Source organism: Streptomyces sp. NPDC037401 (assembly GCF_055602345.1).
This window is the reverse complement of record NZ_JBVJWO010000023.1, coordinates 16,115-27,118: the sequence shown is the minus strand read 5'-3', so window position 1 is coordinate 27,118 and position 11,004 is coordinate 16,115. Positions and strand designations below refer to the sequence as shown.

The 11,004-nt window shown below is 74.1% G+C and carries 12 protein-coding genes; 8 read left to right on the top strand and 4 right to left on the bottom strand.

Annotated features, from left to right (window positions below; all coding sequences use genetic code 11):
- Positions 1 to 165: 165 nt before the first annotated feature.
- Positions 166 to 1,284: a non-homologous end joining protein Ku gene (gene ku, locus ACZ7H1_RS23880; protein WP_470789425.1), complete on the bottom strand. Its 1,119-nt coding sequence runs from the start codon at positions 1,282 to 1,284 to the stop codon at positions 166 to 168.
- Between the two features lie 67 nt (positions 1,285 to 1,351).
- On the opposite strand from ku, the gene ligD reads away from it, so the two are divergent.
- Positions 1,352 to 2,260 (top strand): non-homologous end-joining DNA ligase, encoded by a 909-nt coding sequence (gene ligD, locus ACZ7H1_RS23875; protein ID WP_470789423.1) that lies wholly within the window; start codon positions 1,352 to 1,354, stop codon positions 2,258 to 2,260.
- Positions 2,260 to 3,168: an ATP-dependent DNA ligase gene (locus ACZ7H1_RS23870; RefSeq protein WP_470789555.1), complete on the top strand. Its 909-nt coding sequence runs from the start codon at positions 2,260 to 2,262 to the stop codon at positions 3,166 to 3,168. Before ligD ends, ACZ7H1_RS23870 begins: the two co-directional genes overlap by 1 nt.
- A 244-nt stretch (positions 3,169 to 3,412) precedes the next feature.
- On the opposite strand, the gene ACZ7H1_RS23865 is transcribed toward ACZ7H1_RS23870, so the two are convergent.
- On the bottom strand, positions 3,413 to 4,210 hold the full coding sequence (locus ACZ7H1_RS23865) for a nuclease-related domain-containing protein (RefSeq protein ID WP_470789422.1): 798 nt from the start codon (positions 4,208 to 4,210) through the stop codon (positions 3,413 to 3,415).
- A gap of 213 nt (positions 4,211 to 4,423) precedes the next feature.
- Here ACZ7H1_RS23865 and ACZ7H1_RS23860 point away from each other — a divergent pair, with 213 nt between their 5' ends.
- From ACZ7H1_RS23860 to ACZ7H1_RS23835, 6 genes are all read left to right on the top strand, one after another.
- On the top strand, positions 4,424 to 5,017 hold the full coding sequence (locus ACZ7H1_RS23860) for a hypothetical protein (protein ID WP_470789421.1): 594 nt from the start codon (positions 4,424 to 4,426) through the stop codon (positions 5,015 to 5,017).
- 147 nt (positions 5,018 to 5,164) lie between these two features.
- Positions 5,165 to 5,929, top strand: coding sequence for a hypothetical protein (locus ACZ7H1_RS23855; RefSeq protein WP_470789420.1), 765 nt, complete (start codon positions 5,165 to 5,167; stop codon positions 5,927 to 5,929).
- Positions 5,926 to 7,197 carry an ATP-binding protein gene (locus ACZ7H1_RS23850; protein ID WP_470789418.1) on the top strand — a complete coding sequence of 424 codons (1,272 nt, stop codon included), beginning with the start codon at positions 5,926 to 5,928 and terminating at the stop codon, positions 7,195 to 7,197. Before ACZ7H1_RS23855 ends, ACZ7H1_RS23850 begins: the two co-directional genes overlap by 4 nt.
- Positions 7,198 to 8,432: 1,235 nt before the next feature.
- Positions 8,433 to 8,747 carry a hypothetical protein gene (locus ACZ7H1_RS23845; RefSeq protein WP_470789417.1) on the top strand — a complete coding sequence of 105 codons (315 nt, stop codon included), beginning with the start codon at positions 8,433 to 8,435 and terminating at the stop codon, positions 8,745 to 8,747.
- On the top strand, positions 8,740 to 9,648 hold the full coding sequence (locus ACZ7H1_RS23840) for a hypothetical protein (protein WP_470789415.1): 909 nt from the start codon (positions 8,740 to 8,742) through the stop codon (positions 9,646 to 9,648). The genes ACZ7H1_RS23845 and ACZ7H1_RS23840 overlap by 8 nt, the downstream gene beginning before the upstream one ends.
- Positions 9,649 to 9,841: 193 nt before the next feature.
- Positions 9,842 to 10,165: a hypothetical protein gene (locus ACZ7H1_RS23835; protein ID WP_470789413.1), complete on the top strand. Its 324-nt coding sequence runs from the start codon at positions 9,842 to 9,844 to the stop codon at positions 10,163 to 10,165.
- A gap of 78 nt (positions 10,166 to 10,243) precedes the next feature.
- On the opposite strand, the gene ACZ7H1_RS23830 is transcribed toward ACZ7H1_RS23835, so the two are convergent.
- Both ACZ7H1_RS23830 and ACZ7H1_RS23825 read right to left on the bottom strand, forming a co-directional pair.
- On the bottom strand, positions 10,244 to 10,573 hold the full coding sequence (locus ACZ7H1_RS23830) for a hypothetical protein (protein ID WP_470789412.1): 330 nt from the start codon (positions 10,571 to 10,573) through the stop codon (positions 10,244 to 10,246).
- 1 nt (position 10,574) lies between these two features.
- Positions 10,575 to 10,982, bottom strand: coding sequence for a DUF6325 family protein (locus tag ACZ7H1_RS23825; protein WP_470789410.1), 408 nt, complete (start codon positions 10,980 to 10,982; stop codon positions 10,575 to 10,577).
- Positions 10,983 to 11,004 lie beyond the last annotated feature (22 nt).

The following is an 11,004-nucleotide window of genomic DNA, read 5'->3' as shown; positions in this document are numbered from 1 at the left end:
AGAGGAGCTGCGGCGGTCCGTAGGACGTGTGGAGCAGCCCCCCCCCCCTCCCCTCCCCCCCGCCCCCCTCCCCCCCCCCCCCCCCCCCCCCCCCCCCCCCCCCCCCCCCCCCCCCCCCCCCCCCCCCCCCACTCCCGTGCGGTGACGTCCGAGCCGATTCAGGCTTCAGGCCGAGGTCCGCTTCCGCGGCGCCGCCTTCTTCGCTGCGGTCGTCTTCTTCTCCGCGGCCGTCTTCTTCTCCGTCGTCGCGGACTTCGCCGTCTTCGCCGTCTTCACCGTCTTCACCGATTTGGTGGTCTGCGCCGTAGTCGATGTCGACTTCCTGGAAGCCCTGGCGGTCTTCGTCGCATCCCCGGCCTTGGCAGCCTTGGTCGACTTGGCGGCCGGCTGGGCGGACGTCGACTTCTTGCCGCCCACCGCCTTCGGCGCACGCGTCGTGCGCGGTGCCCGCAGCGGCGTGACCTCGGCCTCCGCCTCCGCCTCGCCGCCGGCCCCCGCCACCACCTCGCCCCGCGACTCCTTCGCCGCCCGCACGCTCCGCTCCAGCGCCGCCATCAGGTCGATCACCTGGCCGCCCGGCTCGGACTCCGACGCCGGAGCAAGGACCTCGCCCGAGGACTTCGAGGCGATCAGCGCCTCCACGGCCGCCCGGTAGTCGTCGTGGAGCGACTCGATGTCCACCGACCCGAGCGTCCCCATCAGCGCGTCGGCCAGGTCGAGTTCGGCCTCGCGCACGGTGACGTTTCCCTCCGGGGCCACCCCCTCCGGCGCCCGGATCTCGTCCGGCCACAGCAGTCCGTGCATCGCGATGACGTCGTCGACGACCCTGAGCATCCCCAGCCGCTCCCGCCCGCGCAGCGCGAACTTCGCGATGGCCACCTTGCGGCTGCGCTTGAGCGCCTCGCGCAGCAGGGTGTACGGCTTGGCGGCCGGGACGCCGTTCGCCGCCAGGTAGTACGCGGTGTCCATCTGGAGCGGGTCGATCTCCTCGGCCGGTACGAACGCCACGATCTCGATCGTCTTCGCGGTCGGCAGCGGCAGCGCGGCCAGGTCCTCGTCCGTGATCGGGATGACCGAGCCGTCCGGCTCCTCGTACGCCTTGCCGATCTCGGCCGTGGTCACCTCCTCGCCGTCCAGCTCGCACACCTTGCGGTAGCGGATCCGGCCGCCGTCGGCCGTGTGGATCTGGCGGAACGAGATGGAGTGGTTCTCTGTCGCGTTCACGAGCTTGATCGGGATGCTGACCAAGCCGAACGAGATCGCGCCGTTCCAGATGGATCGCACGACGGGGTCCTTTCGCGCCGTTCGTTCCCTTCGTGCCCTTTGGCGCCCCCCGTGGCAGTCTCATCGTATGACGCCGATCACACACGTGGAGGGGCGTCGCCTCGCGCTCAGCAACCTGGACAAGGTGCTCTACCCGGAGACCGGGTTCACCAAGGGCGAGGTGCTGCACTACTACGCCACGGTCGCGGGGGCGCTGCTGACGCACATCCACGACCGGCCGCTCTCCTTCCTGCGGTACCCCGACGGCGTCGACGGCGAGAGGTTCTTCACGAAGAATCCGCCGCCCGGCACGCCCGCCTGGGTGAAGACGGCCCGGGTCCCGCGCTCCGAGGACCAGAAGGCGGAGCAGGTGCTCGTGACCGACCTGGCGAGCCTGATGTGGGCCGCCAACCTGGTCGTGGAGTTCCACACCCCGCAGTGGCCGGCCGGGTCGCCGGCGGTCGCCGACCGGCTGGTCTTCGACCTGGACCCGGGGCCGCCCGCCACGGTCGTCGAGTGCTGCGCGGCCGCCCTGTGGCTGCGCGAGCGGCTGACCGCCGACGGGCTGGACGCGTACGCGAAGACGTCCGGGTCCAAGGGGCTGCACCTGTCCGTGCCGCTGGAGCCGACGCCGTCGGCGGACGTCTCCGCGTACGCGAAGGCGCTGGCGCAGGAGGCCGAGAAGGAGCTGCCGCAGCTGGTCGTGCACAAGATGGCCAAGGTGCTGCGGCCCGGGAAGGTGTTCGTCGACCACAGCCAGAACGCCGCCGCCAAGACCACCGCCGCGCCCTACACCCTGCGGGCGCGGACCCGGCCCACGGTGTCCGCGCCGGTGTCCTGGGCGGAGGTGGAGGCCTGCCGGAGCCCCGAACGGCTCGTCTTCCTCGCGGACGACATCGCGCCGCGGCTGGAGCGGGACGGGGACCTGTTCGCCCCGGTGGCCGACCCCGACCGGGCCCGCCCGCTGCCGGCTGCCCCGACCGGGGGCGCGTCGTGATCCGCGTCGCGCTCGCCGCACCCGTACGGACGCTGCCGCGCGGGGACGGTCTGGCGTACGAGCCCAAGTTCGACGGGCACCGGCTGGTCGTGGTGCGCACGGCCACGGAGGTGGTGCTGCAGGCGCGTTCGGGGCGGATCGTCACGAGCGCGTTCCCCGATCTGGCCGCCGCGGCACGGCAGTTGCCGGCGGACACCACCCTCGACGGCGAGGTGGTGGTGTGGCACGCGGGCCGTACGGACTTCGCGCTGGTGCAGCGGCGGGCCGCGGCCACGGCTGCCCGCGCGACGGTGCTCGCGCAGACCCTGCCGGCGTCGTACGCGGCCTTCGACGTGCTGGCGCTGGCCGGGCTGGACCTGCGGGCACGGCCGTACGAGCGGCGGCGGGCGCTCCTGGTCGACCTGCTGCTCCCCCTGGGGCCGCCGCTCCAGCCGGTCCCGATGACGACGGACCCGGAGCTGGCCGCCACCTGGTACGAGACGCTGCCCGCCAGCGGGATCGAGGGGCTGGTGATCAAGCGGCTGGACCAGGCGTACCCGCAGGGGCGGCGCGGCTGGCAGAAGCTGCGCCACACGGATACGACGGACGCGGCCGCGATCGGCTGGACGGGGACGGCACGTCGGCCCGCGAGCCTGGTGCTGGTGCTGCCGGGCGACGACACCCCGGTGGTGTCGAGCCCGCTCCCGGCGGCCCTGCGGGCGGAGGTCGCGGCGGCGGTGGCGGGCCCGGGGGCGGCGGGGGGCGATCGCCGTGAGGGTGCCGGCGGTGCCGGTGGCACCGTCACGGCGATCGGCCTCGGCGAGGTCCCGTACCGCCTCCTGGACCCGCCCCTGGCGGTGGAGGTGCGCCACACGACGGCCCGCCACCCGCCCCCGGAGGTCCTCCGCATCCGGCCGGACCAGCCGTAGGGCCCCACGGGGCCCGGTGCCCACCGCGGCCGGCCGCTACGGAGGCGGCGCCCCGCCGGACCGCGGAGCGGGTGCCGGCCCAGGCCCGGCTCAGGACCCGGCGGACCGCGGCCCGGGCCGTTACCGGACGAGGCGCTCGGGATCAGGACCGGACCCCGGACCGAGCCCGAGCCCGCGCCCCAACGAGCGCCACACTCGGTCCGCGCCGCGGCCCGGGGCCGGGTTCAGGTGGTCGAGGGCCGGCTCAAGGGCCCGTCCAGGTCCGGCGGTTGCGGGCCGCCGTGTGCAGGGATTCGACCTCCGCCGGTTTCAGGATGCCGGTCAGGGTCGACAGGATCGCCGCCGCGCCCTCGCGCAGGACGCGGACGTCGCGCTGGGTCGGGGCCACCGAAACGCGGGCCGCGTCGATCACCGCCAGCGCCGGGACCACCGGGGTGCCCAGCGCGTGGGCGGCGCGGTCGGCGGCCCGGCGGGCCCAGCGGGGGTCCGGGGTGGGCTCGGCGCGGCCGAGCGTGAGCAGCAGGTCGCCGACGGAGGCGCGCTGGCGGCGCGCCGCGGCCGTGCGGACGGCCAGCACCCCGCCGGGCCCGATCAGCAGGTGGTCGACGCACGCGGCGCCCGGCAGCGGTACGTCGTGCAGGATCCGCCAGCCCGCGCCTTCGAGGGTGTCGAGCTCGGCGCCGAACCGCTGCCGGGCGAGCAGGGCGTGCCGGTTGCGCAGCCGGGTCCGGGTGCCCGCGCCGCCGTGTTCGAGCTCGCCGAGGAGCAGTTCGCCGGGGCGGTTCGGGGCGAGGTCGTCGTCGGGGTGGAGGGCGAGCCGGGCCAGGGTCCCGGCATCGGGCACGGGCGGCGGGCCGATGGTCCAGGTGCCCGTCAGATACGGGCGCAGGGCCGAGAGCACGGGCTCGGCGTACCGTTCGGCGAGCACGCTGATCCGCCCGGCGTCCCGGTCGTACCAGGCCACGGCGTGCCCGTCGGGCTCGGTCACGTACAGCCGGTCCGGGCCCGGCCGCCCGCCCGGCGTCACTCGCAGTCCGCGCATCGCCAACCCCCCGCTGGTGCCTCGCGCCGCCCTCGCCCCCGACCATGGGAGCACCCCGGACGCGCACGGGGCAATGAGTCCGACGCGACGGGACGCTGTGTAACGAACCCGCGGGGACAGCTATGGGCGGCTGTTACACGGCAGCGGCACCGCCGCAACGGCGCGGACCTAGCGTGGCGGCATCCCGCAGGAACGACCCGCTAAGGACACCCCGTGAACCCCCTCCGCCGCACCGTGGTCCGCGCCACCGCCGTCTGTGCGTTCACGGCTCCGCTGCTGGCCCTGCCCGCCGCCCGGGCTCTGGCCGACGGCGCTCCGGCCGCTCCCGCGCCCCAGCGCACGCTGGTCAGGAGCCTCTCCCTCGCGGACGGGGTCTCGACCGCGCACGTGTACCGGATCGGCCCGCGCTACGAGGCCGACATCCTGGCCCCCGCCTCGGGTACGCGGCAGCAGACCACGCTGACCGCCGGGGACGGCGCCGCGGCCTACGGCAAGGACGGGCTCCACGTCGCGCTCGACGCCGACGGGCGGCTGTCCTCGTGGGTGAACGGCACCGAGGGGCGGACGGCCGCCGGCGCGGCCCCCGAGCGGCTCGACGGCTACAAGACCGCCAGGCGCGATGGGGACGCCGGGGCGGGGGCGGTCCGGGCGGCTGCGCCGGGCACCGTCGAGGCGCTGAACCTCGGTGAGGTCGCGGACCAGCCGGGCGGTGGCGTGCTGATGCTCGCGGCCGGCGGCGGGATGGCGGCGGTCGGCGCCGCGGGCCTCGGCTTCGCGATGATGCGCCGCGGGCGCACCGCCGTGTGAACCCCCTCCCTCCCGGCTCCCCCGCCGCATCCCGCACGAGGGCAAATGGGACTTACATCCAGATAATCCGAATAAGGTGAACAGGGACAGGAGCGACCCCCGCGGATCCGCCGCGGCGCCGCCGGGACCAGGAGGACGTACCCACCCGTGAAGCTGCGTCGCACGGCTCGCACCGCCGCGCTGCTGCTGCCCGTCGCCGTACTGGCCGCGGGCTGCGGCAGTACGGGCCGGCTGGAGAGCGCCGGCCCCACGCCCATCGCGAGCGGACCGGTGCACCTGTGGCCGCACCGCAAGGGCGCCTCCGCGCTGCCCGCCGAGCCGGGCGGCAGCCCGCCGGAGTACGTCAAGGGCATCCCGCCGGTCACCCGCCAGAACGTGCACCAGGTGGACCCGCTCGCGCTCGTCAAGGCCGAGCAGCAGATGAACCAGGGCGTACAGACCGGGCCCGACTGGCTGCCCGACCAGGTGGTGAAGGAGCTCGACTCCTGCGAGGCGGCCGGGAAGCCGGGCTGCCCGGTGCTCGCTCCGTACTACCGCGACCTGACCGGCAACGGGCGCGACGAGCTGATCCTCGGCATCGAGCTGCCGGACCACCAGCTCGCGCTGCGCGCCTACACCGCCGACCCCGACGGCCGGCTCAACCGGATCATGGGCACCATCGAGTCCGTGATCAGCGTGGAGCTGGCCGGGCGGGACGTGATCCTGCGGGTGCCGGGCGGGAACCCCGGCTACGAGTGGAACATCGCCTGGTCCTGGGACCCGAAGCAGCGCACGATGATCATGACGCGCGACCAGATCGTGCGGCTCCCGCAGCAGAACGGCTCCACGGCCTCCCCCAAGCTCCCCGCCCCGTCCCCGCCGTCCGCCGCCCCGCCGGCCGCGACCTCCGCCGCCACCCCGGGTGCGCGATGAAGCTGCGGCTGCCCGCCTGGACGGCGAGCCTCACCTGGAAATCGGCGTGCTTCATCGTCGTCATGTGCTGCACCCTCGCGGCCGTGCTCGGCGCCCTGGTGCACGTGGAGGTCACCCGCCAGACCGTGCACACGGCCCGCGAGAAGGCCCTGACCAAGCTGACCGAGGCGGCCCGCGCCTACGAGGCCGGCGATTCGCTCCCGCACGGCTCGGCGATCGACCCGGCGGATCTGCCGCACTCCCTGCGCCGGCTCGCGGTCAGCGGTCAGCGCGGCACCGTGGTCGCGGAGCTGGGCGGCAGTCCGGTCATGTGGGCGGCTGCTCCCGCGGACGGCCGGGCGCTGGCCACCACCTTCGACTACACCCAGAGCGCGAACACCATCAGCGGGCTGGACAACGCCATCATCGGCTCGTCCGTGCTGGCGATCGGCCTGACCCTGCTGGTCGGCGCGTTCGCGGTCACGAGGATCACGCGGCGGCTGCACCTGACGGCGACCGTGGCGCGCCGGATCAGCCAGGGCGATCTGGACGCCCGGGTCGGCGACCCGCGCACCGGGGACCCGCACCGCCACCAGGACGAGGTGGCCACGGTCGCCGCCGCGCTGGACACGATGGCCTCGACCCTGCAGGCCAAACTGCTGGCCGAGCAGCGGTTCACCGCCGACGTGGCGCACGAGCTGCGCACCCCGCTGACCGGGCTGACGGCCGCAGCGGAGCTGCTGCCGGAGAGCCGGCCCACCGAGCTGGTGCGCGAGCGGGTGCGGACGATGCGGCAGCTGACGGAGGACCTGCTGGAGATCTCGCGGCTCGACTCGGGCAGCGAGCGGCTGGAGACGGACCTGCACCGGCTGGCGCCGCTGGCGCAGCGCGCGGTGCGGGCCTCGGGCACGCAGACGGAGGTCGTCGTCGTACGCGACCTGTACGTGGAGACGGACCGGCGGCGCCTGGAACGCGTCCTGGGGAACCTCGTCGGCAACGCGCACAAGCACGGCCGGGCGCCGGTGGTGCTCACCGTCGACGGGCCGGTGGTGACCGTGCGGGACCACGGCGACGGCTACCCCGACTACCTGGTGGCCCACGGCCCGCAGCGCTTCCGTACGGAGGCGGGCGCCGGGGGCAAGGGCCACGGCCTCGGGCTGACCATCGCGGTGGGCCAGGCGGAGGCGATCGGCGGGAAGCTGGAGTTCCGCAACGCGCCCGACGGCGGTGCGCTCGCCACCCTCACCCTGCCGGCGCCGCCTCCGGGCGAGTCCCCTCCCCTGACCTGAGTCGTCTCTTCCAGAACGGGTGCCCGGACGACGTGGCGGGGCGCGGTGCCGGGCGGCGCGGGTCGGCCACGATCAGGAAGAGAAGGCTCAGGCCCGCGGGCAGCCCCCCGTCACGTCCAGTGGTTCTCCGAGTGCGCGGTCGTGCCCGGGGTCTCGGCGCGTCCGAGGGACGGACACCACGGACACTCCCGGAGGTCGCCCACCGGAGGGGGTGGCGGCAGCGAGAAGCCGGCCCGGTACTCGTCACGGAGTGCCGGCAGCGAGCCCGACGTGCGGGACGGGACACGTCCGCCGGCCGCGCCTGCCTCCGCCAGGCGGCGCGTCAGCCGCCCCAGCGCCGCGCGCACCGTGCACACCAGCTGGCGGAGGGACCACGAGGGTGGGTGGCGGCCCCTGGCCGACCGCCGGGAAGGACCCTCTCGGCAGGAGTTCGACGACACTTCTTTCGGTTCAGGCATTTCTGCCACATCCCTCACCTCGTACGCAGGCGCATAAACCGAGAATTGAACAGACCTCTGCTTTACGCGGCCCGCCCTGGGGTCGAAAACCGGCGATGTACGGTTTGCCGGGGTTTTATCCGCACGACAATGCATTGCCGGGGTTTTTCAGCGATATCCCACCGGGAGCGACTCGACGCGCGGGCCGGGGGAGCCAGGGGCCGCTCTCGGTCGCACCGCCTGCGCCGCGGCCGGCTCGCGAGACAGCCGGGTGGCGTCCACGTGAAGGGACAGGACGTGCTCGAACCGTTCCTGACGCCCCAACTCGACAGCGTCCACGTGCCACAGACGACCGCTCCCCGAGGACCTCAACGCTGTGAGACCTGCACCCAATACGGCAGAGATCAGCACGATCCACAGGAGGATTCCGCCCATGGCTAGTCCTTTCGAAGGCTGGCGCGGGTTCAGGGGTCCGCCGGGCGGAGCCGCAGCGAACTCACGGCATAACGCATTGGCATATGCCGGGTTGCGCGCAGTCCTCCGATTGCAGCCATGCGCACCCGATGGTCACCTCTCCATGCCATGCGATCTACCGATGATCGGTGGGCCGTGCGCGTCGGCCGAACGGGCGCCCGGTCGCCCGTCCCGGCGCCCGGCGCGGGCCGAAAGGAAAAGGATTCGATTGCACTGTGTTCCTCATCCGCCCGCAGAACCGATAAGGCAAGATCGGCGTTAATTCAACCGGACCATCACCCGGATGGCGCATACCCGGACCAACATCGACTGCGTTTATGGAATATGACAACAGCAAAGTTCCCCATCTGCTTCGGCAAGATTGCAGGGGAAAACGGGGAGAGAGATCACATCCGCTCCGGTGCCGTCCGGCTCGGGGAATGGATCTTCACTCCGGGTTCGGGTGACGGCGGCGGGACCCGCCACGCAACGCTGGAACACGAGACGCGGGAGATCCACCTGCGTTACTCGTCCCCCGCCCTCGAGGACTTCCTCCGCGCGATGACCGCGCTCCAGGGCGAGCTCGGCAGGCAGTGGGGGAACACGGCGGTGCCCACACCGGCCGCCGACCAGTGCCCGGGTGGCAACCCCCGTGTTTGAGCCGTACGGGTACCCGGACATCCACACCCTCCACCCCCCGCAGGAGGCGCCCCCGGTGTGGGGCAGGCCGGAACACGCCCAGCAGGCCGGCCCAGGCCAACCGCTCGGCGGGCTCGGCGAGGTGCACCCGCCGTGGAACCCGGCGGAGGAACTCGCCATCCTCCTCCAGGAGAACGCCGTCCCCGGACCGCCGGAGCCCTTCGCCCGCGACGGATTCGACGGCGTCGGCGGCACGGCCGACACTCTCGGCGCCGCCGCGCTGCACCACGGCTCCCCCGGGCACGCTCCCGAACAGCCCTCCGGCGGGCACCGCCGACACACGTCGAAAACGCCGGTGGTGACACTGCTGGAGACGAGCAGCGTGTTCACGGCCGCGCTGGTCGGCGCCATCGCCTCCGTGGTGAGCATCCTCAGCGGGCTCGCCATCTGCGACGCCCTGCGCGAGAGCGCCGGCCCCCACACGGCGCCCGCGGTGGTCAGCTGGTGGCCGCTGCTGATCTACGGCCCCTGGATGGTCGCCTCCCTGTCCATCCTCAGATCGGCCCTGCACCAGCGCCGGGCGCTGCACTCCTGGTCGATCGTCCTGCTGTTCTCCACGCTGGCCACGCTTCTGTGCGTGGCACAGGCGCCCAGGACGATCGTCGCCGGGGCGGTATCCGCTCTTCCCGCGGTGGCAGCGCTGGCCTGCTTCCAGCAGCTGGTCCGGCAGATCACGCTCACGCGACCACCTCGGCAAGCCGCTCCGCGGCACCGCAACCCGATGCCGTTCGCGCCGACGCCGCTCCGCCAGAAGGCGGCCGCCACGCGCAGCCGGAGCGGCGTGCCTCCCGGCTACACCGCCGCGGACGACCGGGCCGCCCGCCCCCCGTCCCTCGGACAGGGCTTCCGGTACGACGCATGACGGTCGCACGCATGCGGACCTGCCTGCGCGTGCGCAAGCCGACGCAGGACGACGTCCGGGTCCTGCGATTCCCTCCTCACCGGCGGCCGGTGGGCAGCCGCCGCCTCCCCGGCCGAGCCGGTCCCTTCCGCCCCGTCCCACGGGTGCACGCCCGCACCTGTGGAACGAAGATCGAAAGCGATGGTCACGGGCCGTGCGCAGACTCAGTCCGACGGTCTGCCCCGCCCTGGTCGACACGCCTGCACGAGAGGTCGGCACGATGCCGTACGAGATGACCTATGCCGAACGCGTCCAGTACAAGCGGCGCCAGGACGCCGCCTACGAGGCGGGCGAGGACGCCGTCCGCAACCTCAAGGCCGCCCTCGCCCGCGCGGACCTGACCCTTCCCTCCTTGTCCAACGACGGGCCGGTGGCCGGCCACGGCTTCGTCCGGCTCGGAGGATGCAACGCCGATCTCGCCAACCGGCTCGCCGAAGTCATCGCCGCGGGCGCCGACGTGCTGAAGGGCCTGCGGTGAGAGGTCGGCAGGCCGGGGCCGCCCCGGAAGCGTGCGCGCCGGGGCGCGCCGGCCCGGGAGGGACGGCGGGGGCGCGCCCTACGGGCCGATCAGTCGGGCCTTCGCCGCCGTGAACTCCTCTGCGGTCAGCAGGTCCTCGCGCGCCAGCTCGGCCAGTTTCGCCAGCTGCCCGGCGAGGTCGGCCGACCCGGTCGCGGCGGGCTCCCGGGCGGGGGACCCCCCGGCGGCGGAGCCCGCCGGGGGGGCGCCCCGGGCGCCGGAGCCCGCGGCCGGAGCGGCGGCCGCGGGGCCGGCCGGGGCGGCGGCGTCCCACACGTACACGCCGCTCGTCAGCATGCCGCGCAGCAGCGGGGCGCCCGCGGGCCGCTCGGCGGGGCGGACCACCTCGTGGACGGGGCGTACGAACACCTCAGGCTCCCTTCGCCGCGCGGACCTGCTCCAGCCGGTCGACGGGGATCCGGACCGAGCCCGCGATCCGTCCGCCGGCGGCCCGTACCGCCACCGCCGCGTCCTCGGCCCAGACGTGTTCGACCAGGATCAGCAGGGCGCAGGTGCCGCGGTCCAGCAGGCTCGCGGCCTCCTGGACGTCCTCGGGGCCGATGAGCGGCTCCGCCTCCCGGCCCGTCAGGAGGCCCCGGAGTTCGTGGAACTCGTCGAGTTCGGCGGCCAGCACGTCGTCCGACGCCGTCCGGGTGGCGACGAGCGCGTCGATCAGGCGTACGTTCCCGGTCTTGCGCAGCCCCAGGACGGCGGTCACCGCCTGGACGCGCAGCTGCTCCTCGGGAAACGCGAGGACGATGAACTCCACAGGCCCCATGTACCGCTCCCCTGTCCGCTTC

Bases quoted from the DNA above. Each gene is read 5' to 3' on its own strand.
- ACZ7H1_RS23825 (WP_470789410.1), bottom strand. From the start codon at position 10,982: ATGGGGCCTGTGGAGTTCATCGTCCTCGCGTTTCCCGAGGAGCAGCTG.
- ACZ7H1_RS23850 (WP_470789418.1), top strand. From the start codon at position 5,926: ATGAAGCTGCGGCTGCCCGCCTGGACGGCGAGCCTCACCTGGAAATCG.
- ACZ7H1_RS23865 (WP_470789422.1), bottom strand. From the start codon at position 4,210: ATGCGCGGACTGCGAGTGACGCCGGGCGGGCGGCCGGGCCCGGACCGG.
- ligD (WP_470789423.1), top strand. From the start codon at position 1,352: ATGACGCCGATCACACACGTGGAGGGGCGTCGCCTCGCGCTCAGCAAC.
- ACZ7H1_RS23845 (WP_470789417.1), top strand. From the start codon at position 8,433: ATGACAACAGCAAAGTTCCCCATCTGCTTCGGCAAGATTGCAGGGGAA.